The sequence below is a fragment of the Streptomyces sp. NPDC048506 genome, from assembly GCF_040651315.1.
Lineage (GTDB): Bacteria > Actinomycetota > Actinomycetes > Streptomycetales > Streptomycetaceae > Streptomyces.
The window spans coordinates 1-18,252 of the sequence record NZ_JBEZIX010000070.1; the positions used below are offsets into that span (position 1 = coordinate 1).

Below are 18,252 nucleotides of genomic sequence, written 5' to 3' on the forward strand. Positions count from 1 at the left end.
CGGAGGGGCTGGGTGTCCGGACGTAAAGCGAAGCAGTCCGGACACCCAGCCCCGCAGGCCCGCACCCGCAGCCGAACAGCCCCGCGCAGCGGCACCGCCCGCCGCAGGCGCCACGGCGAGAAAGCCAACAACGTGGGGGGAATAGACTTCGCTCCCGTGGATACGACGCTCCAGGACCCCCTAGTAGGTCAGCTGCTCGACGGCCGGTACCGCGTGCAGGCGCGCATCGCCGCGGGCGGTATGGCCACGGTCTACCGGGCCGTGGACACCCGTCTCGACCGCGTGCTCGCGCTGAAGGTGATGCACCCGAGCCTCGCCACGGACGGGGCGTTCGTGGAGCGCTTCATCCGTGAGGCGAAGTCGGTCGCGCGGCTGTCGCACCCGAACGTGGTGGGCGTCTTCGACCAGGGCACGGACGGTACGTACGTCTATCTGGCGATGGAGTACGTCGCCGGCTGCACGCTGCGCGACGTACTGCGCGAGCGGGGCGCCCTACAGCCGAGGGCCGCGCTGGACATCCTGGAGCCGATGCTGGCCGCCCTGGGCGCCGCGCACCGCGCGGGGCTGGTGCACCGGGACATGAAGCCGGAGAACGTCCTGATCGGCGACGACGGCCGGGTCAAGGTCGCCGACTTCGGCCTGGTGCGCGCGGTGGACACCAACACCACCGCCTCGACGGGGTCCGTCCTGGGGACCGTCTCGTACCTGGCTCCCGAGCAACTGGAGCACGGCACCGCGGACGCCCGGGTCGACGTCTACGCCTGTGGCGTGGTGCTCTACGAGATGCTGACCGGCGGCAAGCCGCATACCGGCGGCTCGGTGGCGCAGGTGCTCTACCAGCATCTGCACGAGGACGTCCGGCCGCCGTCCGAACTGGCGCCGGGGATCGCGCCGCAGCTGGACGCGCTGGTCGCGCTGGCCACCGCCCGCGATCCGCAGCAGCGCCCGCAGGACGCCGTGGTGCTGCTGTCCCGGGCCCGGGAGGCCCGTGCCGAGCTGACGGACGAGCAGCTGGACGTGGTTCCGCCGCAGGCCAAGGAGGTGCCGGCGGGTGGTGCCGGGGGCTCGGAGGAGCGTACGGACGTACTCCCCCGGCCCGCCGGCGTCCAGCTGCAACTGCCCGCGGCGGACGAGGCGGAGTTGAACCGCACCAGCCGTCTGGAGGTGCCGCCGGCGGAGCGGACGACCCGACTGCGGCCGGTACCGGCGCCGGCCCCGGCCGCCCGCGGGGGGCTGCTCCAGCGGAACCGGCTGCTCACCGTCATCGCGGCCGTGCTGCTGGTCCTCGGGGTGGGCACCGGCGTCTGGTACATCAGCTCCGGGCAGTTCACCACCGTCCCGGCGGTGCTGGACATGTCGCAGGCCAAGGCCGAGAAGACACTGAAGGAGGCGGGGCTGGGGGTCAAGGTCGTCCGCGGCTTCAGCTCCAACGTGGCGCGCGGCCACGTGATGAGGACCGACCCGGGGACCGGCCAGCGGATCCGCGGTACCAACACGGTCACCATCACCGTCTCCCGCGGCCCGGAGATCGTCACCATCCCGGATCTGTCGGGCACCCCGCTGGCGGACGCCAAGCGCAAGCTGCGCGACCTCGGTCTGGTTCCGGGCACGGTGAGCCGTGACTTCGCCCCCGAGGTCGCCAAGGGCTCGGTGATCAGTACGGATCCGAAGGCGGGCAGCAAGCGGCGGCCCGACACGGCGGTGGCGCTGGTCGTCAGCCGGGGCGCCCCGGTCGACGTGCCGAGCGTGATCGGCAGCGAGCGGGCGGACGCCGAGTCCACGCTGCGCGCGGCCGGTTTCCAGGTGCGGTTCGCCGACCAGCCGGTCTTCTCGCCGCAGGACAAGGGAACGGTCGCCCGGCAGGACCCTGAGGCGGGCAAGAAGAGCGGCAAGGGCGACACGATCACCCTCATGCTCTCCAAGGGCCCGGAGATGATCACGGTTCCGGACGTCACCGGCAAGAACGTCGAGGACGCCAAGAAGGAGCTGACCGCGCTCGGCTTCAAGGTCGAGGTGGACAAGCCGTGGCTCTTCCCGCAGGACGAGGTCGACTCGCAGTCCGTCGAGCCGGGTGACAAGGCGCCGAAGGGCGGCACGATCACCATCAAGCTCAAGGGAGCGCTGTAGCGGGTGTCGCCAGGTGCCCTGACTACCGCCGTGGGGCACCTGGCACCCTGGGAGGGTGAGCAGATCCCCCTCCCCCCAGGGCGCCGAGCAGCGCGCCCGTGCCCGTAATCCGGTCGGTGGCCATGTGCCGGTGGCCGGCGGTCTGGCGAAGACCGGCATTCCGTACGCCCGCGAGATGGGTGACGAGGTCGTGCAGGTCTTCGTGGCCAATCCGCGCGGCTGGGCGACGTTGCCGGGCAATCCCGAGCAGGACGAGGCGTTCCGCGCGGCCTGTGCGGCGCAGGGGATGCCGGTGTACGTCCATGCGCCGTACCTGATCAACTTCGGCTCGCACACCGCGGAGACGGTCGAGCGGTCGGTGGCCTCGCTGCGCCATTCGCTGCGACGCGGCCGGGAGATCGGCGCGCTCGGGGTGGTCGTGCACACCGGTTCGGCCACCGGCGGGCGGCCGCGGTCGGTGGCGATGGCGCAGGTCAGGGAGCGGATGCGGCCATTGCTCGACGAGCTGAAGCACCCCGACGACCCCTGGCTGCTGCTGGAGCCGACGGCGGGGCAGGGCGCCTCGCTGTGCTCGCTGGTCGAGGACCTCGGGCCGTACTTCGACGCCCTGGACCGGCACCCGAAGCTGGGCGTCTGCCTCGACACCTGTCACGCGTTCGCGGCCGGGCACGACATGGCGGCCCCAGGCGGGACGAAGGCGCTGTTGGACGAGCTGGTGGAGGTCACCGGCGAGGGCCGGCTGAGGCTGATCCACGCCAATGACTCCAAGGACGTGGTCGGCGCCCACAAGGACCGGCACGAGAACATCGGTGCCGGTCACATCGGTGCCGAGGCGTTCGCGGAGCTGTTCGCCCACCCGGCGACGGCCGGGGTGCCGCTGGTCGTGGAGACGCCGGGCGGCAAGGAAGGCCATGCGGCGGACGTGGCCCGTCTCAAGGAGCTGCGCGCACGCTGAGTCCGTCGGATTCCCCATTGAGGAATACCCCCGGGGGGTATACGGTTCCTGTGATCGAGCAGGAACCGTCACCTCGCGTTGGGGGCATCCCATGGAGCACGCTGCGCACGACACGCACCACCGGCACCCGGCGGCCGCACACCCGGAGCACGCCCACCGGCAACCGCACGGTCCGGTCGGCTGGGCGACGGCCGCCCGGGCCACCCTGCACTGCCTGACCGGCTGCGCCATCGGCGAGGTCCTCGGCATGGTGATCGGCACGGCGCTGGGCTGGCACAACGTCCCGACGATGGTCCTGGCGATCGCGCTGGCCTTCGCCTTCGGCTATGCGCTCACCCTGCGCGGCGTCCTAGCAGCGGGCGTCGACTTCGGTACGGCGTTCCGGGTCGCACTCGCTGCGGACACGCTCTCCATCGCCGTGATGGAGCTGATCGACAACGGCGTGATCGCGCTGTGGCCGGCGGCCATGGACGCCCAGCTGTCGGACGCCCTCTTCTGGGGCGCGCTGGCCGCGTCGCTGGCGCTGGCGTTCGTGGCGACCACACCGGTCAACAGATGGATGATCGGCCGCGGCAAGGGCCATGCGGTGGTGCACCACTACCACCACTGAGCGCCGGACACCGCCTGGAGGGAGACGCCTTCAGGGTGCCTCCCTCCATGCGGTGTCCCCCTAGAGCTCGGGCCCCTCCCCCGGCTCCTCCTGGTACGAGTAGCGCTGCTCGCGCCACGGGTCGCCGAGGTTGTGGTAGCCGCGCTCCTCCCAGAAGCCGCGGCGGTCGGCCCGCATGTACTCGACGCCGCGGACCCACTTGGGCCCCTTCCAGGCGTACAGGTGCGGAACGATCAGGCGGACCGGGAAGCCGTGCTCGGCGGTGAGCAGTTCACCGGAGCGGTGGGTGGCGAAGATGCACTCCTCCGCGGCGAAGTCCGCCAGCCGCAGGTTCGAACTGAAGCCGTACTCGGCCCACACCATCACGTGGGTGACGTCCGGCGCGGGCGGCGCGAGGTCGAGGAGGGTCTTGGTGAGCACCCCGCCCCATTCGGCCCCGAGCATGCTGAACTTCGTCACGCAGTGCATGTCGGCGACGACCGTGGCGTACGGCAGCGCCGTGAATTCCTCGTGCGACCAGCAGTGCTTCTCGCCGTCCGCGGTGGCGCCGAAGACCCGGAACTCCCAGCGCTCGGCGCGGAACTTCGGAACCGGTCCGTAGTGCGTCACCGGCCAGCCCCGCTGGAGCCGCTGCCCCGGAGGCAGCTGAGGAAGCTCCTCTTCGCGGCGTTCCGGCTGACCCATGCCCTCCATGTTGTCAGACCGGAAGGGGTGCCGATGACCAGGGAGGGAGGGATTCGGGCATCTCGTACTAAGCGTGTACTTACTGGACCCCCGCTCCGGGCGGTGCAAGGATGCGCGGCACCTGCCCAGTACTCGCATGGAAGGAGCCCGCAGCCATGCAGGGCGACCCCGAGGTCATCGAATTCCTCAACGAGCAGCTGACCGCCGAGCTGACCGCGATCAACCAGTACTTCCTGCACGCCAAGATGCAGGAGAACTTCGGCTGGACGAAGCTCGCGAAGTACACCCGCGCCGAGTCCTTCGACGAGATGAAGCACGCGGAGGTGCTCACCGACCGGATCCTCTTCCTCGAAGGCCTGCCGAACTACCAGCGGCTGTTCCACGTGCGGATCGGCCAGACGGTCACCGAGATGTTCCAGGCCGACCGGCAGATCGAGGTCGAGGCGATCGACCGGCTCAAGCGCGGTATCGAGCTGATGCGCAACAAAGGCGACATCACCTCGGCGAACATCTTCGAGGAGATCCTCGCGGACGAGGAGCACCACATCGACTACCTCGACACCCAGCTGGAGCTGGTCGAGAAGCTCGGCGAGGCGCTCTACATCGCGCAGGTCATCGAGCAGCCCAGCTGAGCGGACGGCGCGATGCCGGGAGCCCACCGGGCACCCCTGGGGACTACGCGGCCCCCGAGAGCGCCGCGGGCACCGCTGCGCCCACCCCCGCGCCCAGCGGTCCGGGCGGCGTCGTGTCCTCCGGCGCGAGCGGATCGGACGCCCCACCGTCGATGAGCTCCCGGCGGGGGCAGTTGCCCCGACCGAGCAGCGCCTGGATGCGGCGCACGCAGTTGCCGCAGTCGGTGCCGGCCTTGCAGGCGGAGGCGATCTGGCGGGGCGTACAGGCGCCCGCGTCCGCGTGCTGGCGGACCTGCTGCTCGGTGATCCCGAAGCAAGAGCAGACGTACACGCGGTGTCACCTCTTCGGGGCGGCTCGGTGAGGGCTCGTCGACCAGAATCTGATCTTGAGTGAGGTAACCCTTACCTTACCTGGCCCGGAGCGTGCTCCACAACGCCCGGCGGGGTCCGAACAGCGCAGTGGGGCGCGGATCACAGATCCGCGCCCCACGTGCGTGCGACTGTCGGTCACTGATCGCGGTACATCTCCGCCACCAGGAACGCCAGGTCCAGCGACTGGCTGCGGTTGAGCCGCGGGTCGCAGGCGGTCTCGTAGCGCTGGTGCAGGTCGTCGACGAAGATCTCGTCGCCGCCGCCCACGCACTCGGTGACATCGTCACCGGTCAGCTCGACGTGGATGCCGCCCGGGTGGGTGCCGAGGCCCTTGTGGACCTCGAAGAAGCCCTTGACCTCGTCCAGCACGTCGTCGAAGCGCCGGGTCTTGTGACCGGAGGCGGCCTCGAAGGTGTTGCCGTGCATCGGGTCGCAGATCCAGGCGACCTGCGCGCCGGAGGCGGTGACCTTCTCGACCAGCTCGGGGAGCTTGGCGCGGACCTTGTCCGCCCCCATGCGGGTGATGAAGGTCAGCCGGCCCGGCTCGCGCTCCGGGTCGAGACGGTCGATCAGGGTGAGCGCGTCCTCGGCCGTGGTGGTCGGGCCGAGCTTCACACCGATCGGGTTGCGGATGCGCGAGGCGAACTCGATGTGCGCACCGTCCAGCTGACGGGTGCGCTCGCCGATCCAGACCATGTGGCCGGAGACGTCGTAGAGGTTGCCGGTGCGCGAGTCCACGCGGGTCAGCGCCGACTCGTAGTCCAGGATCAGCGCCTCGTGCGAGGAGAAGAACTCCACCGTCTTGAACTCCTCCGGGTCCACCCCGCAGGCGTTCATGAAGTTCATCGCGCGGTCGATCTCGCGGGCGAGGTCCTCGTAGCGCTGCCCCGCCGGCGAGGACTTCACGAAGTCCTGGTTCCAGGCGTGCACCTGGCGCAGGTCGGCGTAGCCGCCGGTGGTGAAGGCGCGCACGAGGTTGAGGGTCGCCGAGGAGGCGTTGTACATCCGCTTCAGCCGCTGCGGGTCCGGGATCCGGGCCGCCTCGGTGAACTCGAAACCGTTGACGGAGTCGCCGCGGTAGGTCGGCAGGGTCACCCCGTCACGGGTCTCGGTGGGCTTCGAGCGCGGCTTGCTGTACTGGCCCGCGATCCGACCGACCTTGACCACCGGGACGGACCCGGCGTAGGTCAGGACGGCACCCATCTGGAGGAGCGTCTTGAGCTTGTTGCGGATGTGTTCGGCGGATACGGCGTCGAAGGCCTCTGCGCAGTCGCCGCCCTGGAGCAGGAACGCCTCACCACGGGCGACGGCTCCCAGGCGCTCGCGCAGCTGGTCGCACTCGCCCGCGAAGACGAGCGGCGGATAGGACTCAAGCTCCGCGATCACATCGCGCAGAGCCTCTTGGTCCGGCCAGTCAGGCTGCTGCGCCGCGGGCAGGTCTCGCCAGGTGTTGCCACCGGCGTGGGATTCAGCGTTCACGGTCACAAAGCCAACATTACGGGGTCGTGCCGGGCGTCCAGTACTCCGACCGCAGTATGAGACGAGGCCCACGCGAACGCCGTGGTGGGCCCCCGGGCGGCGGCCCGGCCGCGACCGACCCGTCCCGTCCCGTCGGGTAGGGTGCGTGGCATGTGCACGCGACCGGCCATGAACATGAACTGGTGGTGGACCGCTCAACCGGCGGCCCACTGATTCGCGCGCACATCCCAGATTTCGCGAAGGCCGCCCGAGGGGCGGCCTTCGGTCTTTTCGGCGGTCCTTCCCCCTCGTACGGCGCTTCGCGGCTCCTACTGGCTCTCCTGGAGGGAACCCGCCATGCATCGCGAGCCCCATGACGCCCGGACCGATCGAGCGGTCGCCGCGCTGGTCCGGCGGCTGCTCGACCCCGCCTGCCCGCCGTTCGCCCTGCTGCGCCGTCGCACCCCGGGCCGGGAGGCGGCCGACACCGTGGAGGTGCTGATCGGCCCGGTGACCGAGGTCGAGCGGCTGGCGGACATCCCGCTGGGCCGGACGGTGCCGGACGGCCCGGTGACCGACGCGCTCGCGCTGATCCCGTTCCGGCAGATCCGCGAGCGCGGCTTCCGAGCCCACGACGACGGCACCCCGCTGGCGGTGCTGCGCCCCCGCGAAACCCACGAGCTGCCCCTGGACGCGGTGCTGGCGGCGCTGCCCGCCCATGACGTCCGGGTGGCGGACGGGGCGTTCGACGTGGCCGACGAGGCGTACGCGGAGGTCGTCGCCCGGGTGGTGCGGGACGAGATCGGTACCGGCGAGGGCGCGAACTTCGTCATCCGCCGGACCTTCGAGGGCACCGTCGAGGACTTCTCGGCGGCCGATGCGCTGGCCCTCTTCCGGCGGCTGCTGGCCGGTGAGCGCGGCGCGTACTGGACGTATGTGGTGCACCGGCCCGGGGTGCGCACGCTGGTGGGCGCCAGCCCCGAGGTGCACGTCCGGATGGCCGGCGGAACGGTCGTGATGAACCCGATCAGCGGGACGTACCGCTACCCGGCCGGCGGCCCCACCGCCGAGGGCCTGCTGGCGTTCCTCCACGACCGCAAGGAGGTGGAGGAGCTGTCCATGGTGGTGGACGAGGAGCTGAAGATGATGTGCACCGTCGGCGACCAGGGCGGGGTGGTGATCGGGCCCCGGCTCAAGGAGATGGCGCACCTCGCGCACACCGAGTACGAGCTGCGCGGCCGCTCCACCCTCGATGTCCGCGAGGTGCTCAAGGAGACGATGTTCGCGGCGACGGTCACCGGGTCGCCGGTGCAGAACGCCTGCCGGGTGATCGAGCGGCACGAGCCGGTGGGCCCGGACGGGCGGGGGCGCGGCTACTACGCGGGCGCGCTGGCGCTGATCGGCCGGGACGCCCGGGGCGGGCAGACGCTGGACTCGCCGATCCTGATCCGTACCGCCGACATCGCGCATGGGGGCACCTCCCGCTCGAGCGGAGCCGAGAGCGGGGGAGGGCGGCTGCGGGTGCCGGTCGGTGCCACGCTGGTGCGCGCCTCGGACCCGTACGGGGAGGTCGCCGAGACGCATGCGAAGGCGGCGGGCGTGCTCACCGCGCTGGGGGTGCGCCCGGCGCCGGCACGCGCGGTGGACGGGGGTCGGTCGCCGCGACTGGCCGACGATCCGCGGGTGCGGGCCGCGCTCGACGCCCGCCGCGCCGATCTGGCGCCCTTCTGGCTGCGGATGCGGTCCGGCACGCCGACCGCCGAGCTGACCGGGCACGCGCTGGTCGTCGATGCCGAGGACACCTTCACCGCGATGCTGGCGCATCTGCTGCGCACCTCGGGGCTGGAGGTCACGGTGCGGCGCTTCGACGAGCCGGGGCTGCGGGCGGCCGCCCTCGGGCACCGGGGCCCGGTCGTGCTGGGCCCCGGGCCGGGCGATCCGTCCGACGCCGCCGACCCGAAGATGCGCTTCCTGCGGGCGCTGACCGCCGAGCTGGTCGCCGACCACCGGCATGGCCTGCTCGGGGTCTGCCTCGGGCATGAACTCCTCGCCGCCGAGCTGGGGTTGGAGATCGTCCGCAAGGAGGTGCCCTTCCAGGGCGCCCAGGAGCGCATCGACTTCTTCGGCCACCCGGAGACGGTGGGATTCTACAACACCTTCACGGCCCGCTGCGACGACCGCACGGAGGCCGAACTGGCCATGCACCACGTCGAGTTGAGCCGGGACGCGGAGACCGGCGAGGTGCATGCGCTGCGCGGGCCGGGTTTCGCGGGGGTGCAGTTCCACCCCGAGTCGGTGCTGACCCTGGACGGTGCCGCGGTCACCGCGCGGCTACTGGCAGCTGTCCTCGTGTGACCAGCATGTTCTCGTTGATGCGGCCGGTCAGGTAGTCCTCGACGTTGGCCACGGTGGCGTCGATGATCTGGCCGACCGCATCCTCGGTGAAGTACGCCTGGTGGGAGGTGACGAGGACGTTCCCGAAGGTCATCAGGCGGGCCAGGGTGTCGTCGTCGACGACGTCCAGGGACCGGTCGACATGGAAGAGCCCGGCCTCCTCCTCGTAGACGTCCAGGCCGACGCCGGTGAGCCGGCCGGACTTGAGCGTGTCGACGAGCGCCGCGGTGTCGATCAGTCCGCCGCGGCTGGAGTTGATCAGGATGGCGTCGTCCTTCATCGCGGCCAGCGCGGCGGCGTCGACGAGGTGCCGGGTGCCCGCCACCAGGGGGACGTGCAGGGTGATCAGATCGGCCTCGGCGAACAGACGCTCCTGGGCGACGTACCGCATGCCCAGCTCGATGCAGCGCGGGTTCTCGGCGATGTCCCAGCCGAGCAGGTTCATGCCGAAGCCGTGGGCGATCCGGGTGAACGCCTCGCCGATCCTGCCGGTGCCGAGCACGCCCGCCGTCCGGCCGTGCAGGTCCCGGCCCATCAGGCCGTCCAGCCGGAAGTCGAAGTTACGGGTGCGGCCGGCCGCCCGGACGATCCGCCGGTCGACAGCCAGCGCGAGGGCCCAGGCGAATTCGGCGACCGCGTACGGGGAGTAGTGGGAGACCCGGCCGATGCTCATACCGAGGTCGGCCGCGGCCTCCAGGTCGACGTTGTTGAAGCCCGTGGAGCGCTGGGCGACCATCTTCGTCCCGCCGGCCGCGAGGGTCTGGAGGACGTCGGCGCTCAGATCGGCGTCGACGTTGGTGCTGACGATCTCGTAGCCGCGCGCGATGGGGGCGGTGTCGCGGTTGAGGAGGACGTCCAGGCTGCGGACCTGGTGGTGGCCGGCGAAGGCGCTCTCCAGGAGCGGCCGCTCGTCCGCCTGCACCCCGAAAGCGACGATCTCCACGTTCCCTCCCGCCGGTACGTCGTCCCGCACATGAGCAATGGGCCGGATATGTCGCGTATGGCGAATATACGGCCCATCGTCGGGCAGCGCCGCTGGAGGGAGTGCCGGCGCGGATCAGCCGAAGAACACCCCGACCTCGGCGTAGAGCGCCGGGTCGACGGTCTTCAGCTGCGCGGTGGCCTCCGAGATCGGCACCCGGACGATGCCCGTGCCGCGCAGCGCGACCATCTTCCCGAAGTCGCCGTCGTGCACCGCGTCGATCGCGTGCAGGCCGAAGCGGGTGGCCAGCCAGCGGTCGAAGGCGCTGGGCGTGCCGCCGCGCTGGGTGTGCCCGAGCACGGTCGTCCGCGCCTCCTTGCCGGTGCGCGACTCGATCTCCTTGGCCAGCCACTCCCCCACGCCGGACAGCCGGACGTGCCCGAAGGAGTCCTTGGAGTCGTCCTTGAGGACCATCTGACCGTCCTTGGGCATGGCGCCCTCGGCGACCACCACGATCGGGGCGTAGCGCACCTTGAAACGGGACTCGATCCACCGGCAGACCTGGTCGACGTCGAAGCGCTGCTCGGGGATGAGGATGACGTTCGCGCCGCCGGCGAGGCCGGAGTGCAGCGCGATCCAGCCGGCGTGCCGGCCCATCACCTCGACGACCAGGACCCGCATATGGGACTCGGCGGTGGTGTGCAGCCGGTCGATGGCCTCGGTGGCGACGCCGACGGCGGTGTCGAAGCCGAAGGTGTAGTCCGTCGCGGACAGGTCGTTGTCGATGGTCTTGGGGACGCCGACGCACGGGATCGCGTGCTCGTCCGAGAGCCGCGCCGCGACGCCGAGGGTGTCCTCGCCGCCGATCGCGATCAGCGCCCCGATCTCCTGCTTGGCGAGCGTCTCCTTGATCCGGCGGACGCCGTCGTTCTCCTTGAAGGGGTTGGTCCGCGAGGAGCCCAGGATCGTGCCACCCCGGGGCAGAATGCCGCGCACCGCCGGGATGTCCAGCGGCACCGTGTCACCCTCCAACGGCCCGCGCCAGCCGTCCCGGAAGCCGGTGAAGTCGTAGCCGTACTCCTGGGTGCCCTTGCGGACGATGCCCCTGATCACCGCGTTCAGACCCGGGCAGTCGCCGCCACCGGTCAGTACTCCGACCCGCATCGCTGCAATCACCTACATCCCGTCAGTGGCCGCGCACGGCCGTGGTCGATCCGACGCCGGTCACGCTAATGGTGATCTGGGTCACTCCGGGATGGGGCGAGCGGGGATTCCGGTGATTTGCCGGGGAGTTGGAGCCGGGCGTTCACCCGTACGAGCGGACCGTGCCGGGCCGTGCCTGACCCCGGCCGGTGACCGGGCCGCTCACACCTCGTCCAGGCCCCGCTCGATCGCATAGCGCACCAGCTCCACGCGGTTGTGCAACTGGAGCTTGCCGAGGGTGTTCTGGACGTGGTTCTGCACCGTGCGGTGCGAGATGACCAGGCGCTCGGCGATCTGCTTGTACGAGAGGCCCTTGGCCACCAGCCGCAGCACCTCGGTCTCCCGCTCCGTCAACTGGGGGGCGCCCGGCTCGTCCGCCGCCGCCGGCGCCGGCTCGGTCGCCAACCGGCGGTACTCGCCGAGCACCAGACCGGCCAGGCCCGGGGTGAACACCGCGTCCCCGGCGGCCGTGCGCCGCACCGCGTCCAGCAGTTCCTCCGTGCTCGCCGACTTCAACAGGTAGCCGGTGGCACCGGACTTGACCGCTTCCAGGACGTCGGCGTGCTCACCGCTCGCGGACAGCACCAGCACCCGCAGCGCCGGATTGGCGCCGACCAGCTCCTTGCACACCCGGACGCCGGGCAGCCCCGGCAGATTGAGGTCCAGGACCAGCACGTCGGGCGAAGCGGCCTGCGCCCTGCGCACCGCCTGGAGACCGTCGCCGGCCGTCGCCACCACGTCGAACCCGGCCTCCGACAGATCCCGGGCGACCGCATCGCGCCACATCGGGTGGTCGTCGACCACCATGACCTTCAGGCCCGTCTGCTCACTCACGCCTCAGCCTTCCCCCGTCTTCCGCCCGCGGGCCGTGCGCCCTTGGGAACCGTCAACTCCACTTCCGTGCCCTGGCCCGGGATCGAGACCCACTCCGCGCTGCCGCCCAGGTCCCGCAGTCGCCCGCGGATCGACAGGGCCACCCCCAGCCGGCCCTCCCGCTCGGCGTCCGCGAGCCGGCCCTCGGGAATGCCGGGGCCGTCGTCGCGGACCGTCACGATCACCGCGTGCGGTTCGTCCTCCACCAGGATCCATGCGTGGGCCCGGGCCCCCGCATGCACCCGTACATTGTCCAACGCGGCACTGACAGCGGCCGCGAGCTCCGCCGCGGCGGCGGCCGGCAGCTCGACCGGGGCGCCCGGCTCGGAGAAGGTGACTCCGGCGCAGGCGAACGGAGCGAGCAGCGCCCGGACGTCACAGGGCCCGGCGCCGGACGGCGGCGCGGCGGGCCGCGGCCGGCCGCTCGCGCCCCCGCCGCCCTCACCGTCCCCGGCAGCCGACGGCACATACGGCGCCGCACCGGCACCCGCCGAGCGCACCAGCCCACCGGCGACCAGGGTCCGCAGCGCGACCTCCTGCTCGCCCGCCATCCGGCCCAGTTCGGCCGCCTCCCCGCCGATCGCGGCACCGCGCCGCTGCACCATCGCCAGGACCTGGAGCACGCTGTCGTGGATGTCGCGGGCCAGCCGCTCGCGCTCGCGGGTGGCGGCCTCGATCTGTAGCGCGCGGGCGAGCGTGCGCTCACTGGCCCGCGCCACCTCGACGACGTAGCCGATGGCGACGCTGGCCACCCACACCAGCAGCACGTTGCGGATGGTGTCGCGGGCCAGCTGCTGGCGCTCGACGATGTTGGCCAGCGCCACCGCCGCGGAGGCCACCGCCGCCCAGCGCCAGCCGCCCTTGATCGCGAAGCCCAGGACGGCGCCGGCCGTCCAGATGGAGGGCAGCGTCGGCGAGCCGGCCATGATGCGGGCGTGGCTGTCGGCCACCAGGGTCAGCAGGATGCCGCCCACCGCGAAGCTGAGGTCGACGATCAGGAAGTGCCGGGTGCAGCGCTCCGGGGAGGTGGTGCGGCGCCAGGTCAGCGCCATCCAGACGGTGAGCGCGCCCATGAACCCGACCGCGACCAACGGGTGCTCGTACTGGCGGTACGAGAGCGCGACCACGCACAGCGTGTAGACGAGGGTGAGGATCCGGTAGCCGGTCAGCGCCCGCCACAGCGGGAGCTCGACGGACATCCGCAACACCTTCGGGGGGCGCTTGCCGTGGCGCCTGGCGGCCATGGTGCCGCTGCTCGCCGTCCCTATGTGCGTGTCCGTCATCGCCGGCCCCCACCCCTCGCCGGACGCGCCCACGCCCGACCTCGGCACTGCCCCGTCCGCCGCCTACTTACCGGCGGCCTTCTTGACCTGCTCCGCCTCGGCCTTCTTCGCCGCCTCCGCGGCCTTCGCCGCCTCCGCGATCTGCCGCTTGGCTGCGGTCGCGTAGATGTCGACGTACTCCTGGCCGGACAGCTTCATGATCTCGTACATCACCTCGTCGGTGACCGACCGCAGGATGAAGCGGTCGCCCTCCATGCCTTGGTAGCGGGTGAAGTCGAGCGGCTTGCCGATCCGGATGCCCGGCCGGATCATCTTCGGCACGATCTTGCCGGGAGGCTGCACCTTCTCGGTGTCGATCATCGCGACGGGGATGACCGGCGCACCGGTGGCCAGCGCCACCCGGGCCAGGCCGCCCGGCTTTCCGCGGTAGAGCCGGCCGTCCGGGGAGCGGGTGCCCTCCGGGTAGATGCCGAACAGCTCACCGCGCTCCAGCACCTCGATGCCGCTCCTGATCGCCGCCTCGCCCGCGCCCCGCGCGCCCGAACGGTCGACCGGGAGCTGGCCCACGCCCTTGAAGAACGCGGCGGTCAGCTTGCCCTTCACGCCCGGGGAGGTGAAGTACTCGGCCTTGGCGATGAAGGTGACCTTGCGGTCCAGCACCGCGGGGAGGAAGAAGGAGTCCGAGAAGGACAGGTGGTTGCTCGCGAGGATCGCCGGACCCTCGGCGGGGATGTTTTCGAGGCCTTCCACCCAGGGCCGGAAGGCAAGCTTCAGCGGCCCACCGATGGAAAACTTCATTGCGCCGTAGATCAACCGACTGCCTCCTGTGTCTGACGCAAAGACCTTAACCTGCCCCGGTGACACCCTCGCCCCCACAGGGGCACAACGGGAGCCCGGCGGCCGGTGCACGCCCGCGCGGGAGACCCTCACCCGGCCCGCGGGCGCCGGACCTACCCGCTCGCCGTCACTTTGCGTACCCTGAGGTAACTCGCCAGGTCCCCTTATCGAACGGAGTCCCCCGGTGCCGCTCCTTCCCGGAGCCGAGCCGTTCCGCCGTGACGGCGGAGAGGTCGGCGTCCTCGTGTGCCACGGCTTCACCGGCTCCCCGCAGTCGGTCCACCCCTGGGCCGCTTACCTGGCCGATCGCGGGCTCACGGTCTCCCTGCCGCTGCTGCCCGGCCACGCCACCCGCTGGCAGGACCTTCAGATCACGACCTGGCAGGACTGGTACGCCGAGGTCGACCGCGAGCTGCGCGCGCTGACCGAGCGTTGCAGCAAGGTCTTCGTCTGCGGCCTGTCGATGGGCGGCGCGCTGGCGCTGCGGCTGGCCGCCAAGCACGGTGCCGCCATCAGCGGCGTGGCGCTCGTCAACCCGGGCAACAAGGTGCACGGCCTGGCGGCCAAGGCGCTGCCGGTGGCCCGCCATCTGGTGCGGACGACCAAGGGCATCGCGAGCGACATCGCCAAGCCCGGCGCCGAGGAGGTCGGCTACGACCGGGTGCCGCTGCACGCGGCGCACTCGCTGCGCCGCTTCTTCCAGCAGGTCGACTCCGAACTGCCCGGCGTCACCCAGCCGTTGCTGGTGATGACCAGCCGGCAGGACCACGTGGTACCGCCGGGCGACTCCGAGCGGATCCTGAGCCGGGTCTCCTCGACGGACGTCCGGCACATCCTCCTGGAGCGCAGCTACCACGTCGCGACGCTGGACCACGACGCGGAGCAGATCTTCCAGGAGACCTTCGCCTTCCTGACCCGGCTCGCCCCGGAGGTCCGGGCGGACGCCACGGAAGCCGCCACGGAGGGAACGGCCAGTGGCGGAGCGTAGCCCCCGCGACCCCCGGGACCCGCTGGACGAGGAGGCCGCCTGGGCCGAGATCGTCGCGGGCTACGGCGAGCAGCCCTCGTTCCCGGGGGAGGACGCCGGCAGCGATGACGGCGACGGCGGCACCGGCACGGCGTCCGGGAAGAACGCCACGGACGAGGGAACGGGCAAGGGCACCGGCCCGGGCGACGCCCCGGCACCCGGCAGTTTCGTGGTCTACGCGCCGGGCGTCGGCCCGCGCGACTGGAGCGCGGCCGAACCGTCCGACGACGACTTCGACGAGACCGACGACGGCCACTTCACCCCGCCGGAACCGCCCCCGCTGCCCCAGGCCGACGTCACCACCAAGTTCGCCTGGATCGCGGTGCTGGGCGGCCCGCTGCTCCTGGTGGCCATGGTGCTCTTCCAGCAGCCGGTGACCTGGTGGATCACCGTCCTGGGCATCGGCGGCTTCCTGGGCGGCTTCGCCACCCTGGTGGCCCGGATGAAGAACGACGACGAGGACGACGACCATCTGCCGGGCGGCGGGGCGGTGGTCTGAACGGACAGCTGCGGGCGGGCCAGGCGGGCTAGGGGGTGTCGTCGGTCGGCACCCGCAGGGCCGCCAGCACCGGCAGGTGGTCCGAGGCGGCGAGCAGATCCGCCTCCCGCACACCGGGCAGTCCGTGCGGCACCCCGCACCCCAGCACCTCGACGCCCTCCGTGGTGAAGACGGCGTCGATCCGCTGCACCGGATCGTGGGGGGTGGAGGTGAACTCCCCGCCCCAGGGCTTGGCGGCCCAGCCGTCGGTCAGGGTGCCCGCCACCCGACTAAAACTCCGCCCCTCCGGCCGGTCGTTGAGGTCTCCCCCGGCCACCGCGTACCGCGCCCCCAGTGCGGCCACCCGCTCCAGCAACAGCCCGGCCTGCTCATAGCGCTCCCGGTCGGCGAGGCTGAGGTGGCAGCTGAGGACGCCGAGCCGGGCGCGGCCGAGACGGACCACGGCGGTGGCGAAGCCGCGCCGGTGCAGCCCGGGGGTGCGGGGCAGCAGGACGTCCTCGGTGCGCTCCACATGGGCGCGGAGCGTGGAGAGGATCATCGGGCCGGCGGTCGTCGCCCCGCCGGTGACGTGCACCAGTCCCGCGGCGCGGGCCAGCCGCTCGGCGGCCTTGCGCCAGCGGAAGAACCGCGGCGCCTCCTGGATCAGTACGAGATCGGGGGCGCAGGCCCGGATTACCCTGGCCAGCGCCGCCCGGTCGTCGCGCATCGAGCGGATGTTGTAGCTGAGCACACGGACGACCGCGGAGCCCTCCTCGGTGCCGGACGCGGGGAGTCCGGTGTGCCCAGCCACCATCCCGGTCAGCCCTGACGCGCCAGGTCGGCGGCGCCGACCAGTCCGGCCTTGCCGCCGAGCTGGGCGGCGAGCACCTGGGCGTGGGGCCGGTACTGGTTGCCGACCAGCCAGCGGCGGAAGGACTTGCGGATCGGTTCGAGGACCAGCTCGCCCTCGTCCGAGACCCCGCCGCCGACGATGAAGGCCGACGGGTCGAAGAGCGAGGCGAGGTCGGCCAGGCCGGCGCCGGCCCAGCGGGCCAGCTCGCGGAAGGAGTCGATGGCGACCGGGTCGCCCTGGCGGGCGGCCTGGCTGATGTGCGGGCCCTCGATGCCCTCGGAGGTGCCGTCGCCGAGCGACAGCAGGATCTGGGCGTTCTCGGGGGTGGCGAAGGCGCGCTGGCGGGCGTACCGCAGCAGGGCCCGACCGGAGGCGTACTGCTCCCAGCAGCCCTGGCTCCCACAGCCGCACAGCAGACCGTCGGGCACCACCCGGATGTGGCCGAACTCGGCGGCGACGCCGAAGCGGCCGCGGCGCAGCTTGTTGCCGATGATGATGCCGCCGCCCAGGCCGGTGCCGAGGGTGATGCAGATGACGTCGCTGTGGCCCTGGCCGGCGCCGAAGCGGTACTCGCCCCAGGCCGCCGCGTTGGCGTCGTTCTCGACCACGACGGGGAGGCCGACGCGCTGTTCGACCTTGTCCTTGAGCGGCTCGTGGCGCCAGTCGATGTTCGGTGCGAACAGGACCGTGGCCCGCTTCTCGTCGACGTATCCGGCGGCACCGATGCCGACGGCCTCGATGTGGTGGCCGGCACCGACGGTACGGATCGCCCCCGCGATGGCCTCGGTCAGCGCATCGGTGGCCTGCGGGGTCGGTACCTTGCACGTCTCAAGGATCGAACCCTCTTCGTCGACCACGCCGGCCGCGATCTTCGTGCCGCCGATGTCGACGCCGATGGTGAGTCCCATGTGTCCCTCAGTTTTTCGCTCGTACCCCGCCGGGACCCACCGTACCGGAGGCGGGGTCAGTCGAGATCGATTCGCTCGGTACCGGTGGGACCGTCGTCGTCCCGCGGATCGTCGCCGCGCTGGCCACCGGGTCGGTCGTCGAGGTCGTCGCGGGTCCAGCGGCGCTCGCTGCCCTCGACGGCGGAGCGGTAGGCGGCGAGCAGTTCGGAGCCGGCCGCGGCGAGGTGGTCGAAGATGTCGGGGTTGCGCTCGATGACCGGCTCGACGACCGCCTTGGCCTGCTTGAACAGCTGGTTGACGGCGCTCTGCGCGGCCACCCCGCCGAGCGCACCAGGCAGCTGGATACCGGCGAGCTTGTCGGTGACCGCGTCGGCGAGCTTGCGCAGTTCCTCGGCGGCGCTGCCCGGCTGCGGACCGTACTCGGCCCGGCGCCGGGCCTTCTCGGCGGCCAGGTCCTCGGCGCAGGCGGTCTCCCACGCGTCGGAATCGGGCTCGACCTTCTGGTCGGCGGGGCGCTCGGTGGCATCGCTCATGATGAACTCCGTGGACTCCTGCGGCGAGGCGGTACGGCGAAGGGGTGCGGGACGGGCGGGCCGGACCCGTCGGGGGCGGGCCTCCCGGCCCACCCCCGACGGT

General features: G+C 71.8%; 18 protein-coding genes. 7 read left to right on the forward strand and 11 right to left on the reverse strand.

The annotated features are described in order from the left end of the window. Nucleotides 1-156 precede the first annotated feature (156 nt). The 3 genes from pknB to AB0C96_RS38080 all read left to right on the forward strand — a co-directional run bounded on the left by pknB (nucleotide 157) and on the right by AB0C96_RS38080 (nucleotide 3,692). Complete coding sequence (gene pknB / locus AB0C96_RS38070) at nucleotides 157-2,127, forward strand: Stk1 family PASTA domain-containing Ser/Thr kinase (RefSeq protein WP_362924236.1); 1,971 nt, start codon at nucleotides 157-159, stop codon at nucleotides 2,125-2,127. A gap of 55 nt (nucleotides 2,128-2,182) precedes the next feature. Then, complete coding sequence (locus tag AB0C96_RS38075) at nucleotides 2,183-3,082, forward strand: deoxyribonuclease IV (RefSeq protein ID WP_362924238.1); 900 nt, start codon at nucleotides 2,183-2,185, stop codon at nucleotides 3,080-3,082. Between the two features lie 91 nt (nucleotides 3,083-3,173). Continuing rightward, a complete protein-coding gene (locus AB0C96_RS38080; RefSeq protein WP_362924240.1) occupies nucleotides 3,174-3,692 on the forward strand; it encodes a DUF4396 domain-containing protein in 519 nt (172 codons plus the stop codon). 60 nt (nucleotides 3,693-3,752) lie between these two features. On the opposite strand, the gene AB0C96_RS38085 is transcribed toward AB0C96_RS38080, so the two are convergent. Beyond that, a complete protein-coding gene (locus tag AB0C96_RS38085; RefSeq protein ID WP_362924242.1) occupies nucleotides 3,753-4,376 on the reverse strand; it encodes a sulfite oxidase-like oxidoreductase in 624 nt (207 codons plus the stop codon). A gap of 155 nt (nucleotides 4,377-4,531) precedes the next feature. Here AB0C96_RS38085 and bfr point away from each other — a divergent pair, with 155 nt between their 5' ends. Beyond that, nucleotides 4,532-5,008: a bacterioferritin gene (gene bfr, locus AB0C96_RS38090; protein ID WP_362924243.1), complete on the forward strand. Its 477-nt coding sequence runs from the start codon at nucleotides 4,532-4,534 to the stop codon at nucleotides 5,006-5,008. A 43-nt stretch (nucleotides 5,009-5,051) separates the two neighbouring features. On the opposite strand, the gene AB0C96_RS38095 is transcribed toward bfr, so the two are convergent. Continuing rightward, the gene (locus tag AB0C96_RS38095; protein WP_362924245.1) at nucleotides 5,052-5,339 is read right to left on the reverse strand and encodes a (2Fe-2S)-binding protein; all 288 of its coding nucleotides are present in this window, start codon (nucleotides 5,337-5,339) and stop codon (nucleotides 5,052-5,054) included. A 176-nt stretch (nucleotides 5,340-5,515) separates the two neighbouring features. After that, a complete protein-coding gene (locus AB0C96_RS38100; RefSeq protein WP_362924304.1) occupies nucleotides 5,516-6,859 on the reverse strand; it encodes a class II 3-deoxy-7-phosphoheptulonate synthase in 1,344 nt (447 codons plus the stop codon). Between the two features lie 336 nt (nucleotides 6,860-7,195). Between AB0C96_RS38100 and AB0C96_RS38105 the strand changes: the two genes are divergently transcribed. After that, nucleotides 7,196-9,193: an anthranilate synthase family protein gene (locus tag AB0C96_RS38105; RefSeq protein ID WP_362924247.1), complete on the forward strand. Its 1,998-nt coding sequence runs from the start codon at nucleotides 7,196-7,198 to the stop codon at nucleotides 9,191-9,193. Here AB0C96_RS38105 and AB0C96_RS38110 read toward each other — a convergent pair. The 5 genes from AB0C96_RS38110 to AB0C96_RS38130 all read right to left on the reverse strand — a co-directional run bounded on the left by AB0C96_RS38110 (nucleotide 9,159) and on the right by AB0C96_RS38130 (nucleotide 14,311). Continuing rightward, complete coding sequence (locus AB0C96_RS38110; protein ID WP_362924249.1) at nucleotides 9,159-10,175, reverse strand: 2-hydroxyacid dehydrogenase; 1,017 nt, start codon at nucleotides 10,173-10,175, stop codon at nucleotides 9,159-9,161. The two genes, AB0C96_RS38105 and AB0C96_RS38110, sit on opposite strands and share 35 nt — an antisense overlap. Nucleotides 10,176-10,289: 114 nt before the next feature. Next, nucleotides 10,290-11,318, reverse strand: coding sequence for a 6-phosphofructokinase (locus AB0C96_RS38115; RefSeq protein ID WP_362924250.1), 1,029 nt, complete (start codon nucleotides 11,316-11,318; stop codon nucleotides 10,290-10,292). Between the two features lie 201 nt (nucleotides 11,319-11,519). After that, on the reverse strand, nucleotides 11,520-12,191 hold the full coding sequence (locus AB0C96_RS38120; protein ID WP_362924252.1) for a response regulator transcription factor: 672 nt from the start codon (nucleotides 12,189-12,191) through the stop codon (nucleotides 11,520-11,522). After that, on the reverse strand, nucleotides 12,188-13,429 hold the full coding sequence (locus AB0C96_RS38125) for a DUF5931 domain-containing protein (RefSeq protein ID WP_362924306.1): 1,242 nt from the start codon (nucleotides 13,427-13,429) through the stop codon (nucleotides 12,188-12,190). The genes AB0C96_RS38120 and AB0C96_RS38125 overlap by 4 nt, the downstream gene beginning before the upstream one ends. A 147-nt stretch (nucleotides 13,430-13,576) precedes the next feature. After that, entirely contained in the window at nucleotides 13,577-14,311 is a 735-nt protein-coding gene (locus tag AB0C96_RS38130) for a lysophospholipid acyltransferase family protein (RefSeq protein ID WP_362924253.1), read from the reverse strand. 223 nt (nucleotides 14,312-14,534) lie between these two features. Between AB0C96_RS38130 and AB0C96_RS38135 the strand changes: the two genes are divergently transcribed. Continuing rightward, entirely contained in the window at nucleotides 14,535-15,338 is an 804-nt protein-coding gene (locus AB0C96_RS38135) for an alpha/beta fold hydrolase (RefSeq protein WP_362924255.1), read from the forward strand. Then, nucleotides 15,325-15,876, forward strand: coding sequence for a hypothetical protein (locus AB0C96_RS38140; RefSeq protein ID WP_362924257.1), 552 nt, complete (start codon nucleotides 15,325-15,327; stop codon nucleotides 15,874-15,876). The genes AB0C96_RS38135 and AB0C96_RS38140 overlap by 14 nt, the downstream gene beginning before the upstream one ends. Before the next feature lie 28 nt (nucleotides 15,877-15,904). On the opposite strand, the gene AB0C96_RS38145 is transcribed toward AB0C96_RS38140, so the two are convergent. The 3 genes from AB0C96_RS38145 to AB0C96_RS38155 are packed head-to-tail and all read right to left on the reverse strand — an operon-like array spanning nucleotide 15,905 to nucleotide 18,149. Further along, a complete protein-coding gene (locus tag AB0C96_RS38145) occupies nucleotides 15,905-16,669 on the reverse strand; it encodes an endonuclease/exonuclease/phosphatase family protein (RefSeq protein WP_362924258.1) in 765 nt (254 codons plus the stop codon). 5 nt (nucleotides 16,670-16,674) lie between these two features. Beyond that, nucleotides 16,675-17,616 carry an ROK family glucokinase gene (locus tag AB0C96_RS38150; protein WP_362924260.1) on the reverse strand — a complete coding sequence of 314 codons (942 nt, stop codon included), beginning with the start codon at nucleotides 17,614-17,616 and terminating at the stop codon, nucleotides 16,675-16,677. Between the two features lie 56 nt (nucleotides 17,617-17,672). Beyond that, entirely contained in the window at nucleotides 17,673-18,149 is a 477-nt protein-coding gene (locus AB0C96_RS38155) for a DUF5304 domain-containing protein (protein WP_362924262.1), read from the reverse strand. Nucleotides 18,150-18,252: the final 103 nt, after the last annotated feature.

What these genes read in the sequence shown, in the direction of transcription:
- AB0C96_RS38115 (WP_362924250.1), bottom strand. Translation starts at nt 11,318, where the DNA reads ATGCGGGTCGGAGTACTGACCGGTGGCGGCGACTGCCCGGGTCTGAAC.
- AB0C96_RS38150 (WP_362924260.1), bottom strand. Translation starts at nt 17,616, where the DNA reads ATGGGACTCACCATCGGCGTCGACATCGGCGGCACGAAGATCGCGGCC.
- AB0C96_RS38080 (WP_362924240.1), top strand. Translation starts at nt 3,174, where the DNA reads ATGGAGCACGCTGCGCACGACACGCACCACCGGCACCCGGCGGCCGCA.
- AB0C96_RS38130 (WP_362924253.1), bottom strand. Translation starts at nt 14,311, where the DNA reads ATGAAGTTTTCCATCGGTGGGCCGCTGAAGCTTGCCTTCCGGCCCTGG.
- AB0C96_RS38105 (WP_362924247.1), top strand. Translation starts at nt 7,196, where the DNA reads ATGCATCGCGAGCCCCATGACGCCCGGACCGATCGAGCGGTCGCCGCG.
- AB0C96_RS38155 (WP_362924262.1), bottom strand. Translation starts at nt 18,149, where the DNA reads ATGAGCGATGCCACCGAGCGCCCCGCCGACCAGAAGGTCGAGCCCGAT.
- AB0C96_RS38085 (WP_362924242.1), bottom strand. Translation starts at nt 4,376, where the DNA reads ATGGGTCAGCCGGAACGCCGCGAAGAGGAGCTTCCTCAGCTGCCTCCG.
- AB0C96_RS38145 (WP_362924258.1), bottom strand. Translation starts at nt 16,669, where the DNA reads ATGGTGGCTGGGCACACCGGACTCCCCGCGTCCGGCACCGAGGAGGGC.
- bfr (WP_362924243.1), top strand. Translation starts at nt 4,532, where the DNA reads ATGCAGGGCGACCCCGAGGTCATCGAATTCCTCAACGAGCAGCTGACC.
- AB0C96_RS38125 (WP_362924306.1), bottom strand. Translation starts at nt 13,429, where the DNA reads ATGTCCGTCGAGCTCCCGCTGTGGCGGGCGCTGACCGGCTACCGGATC.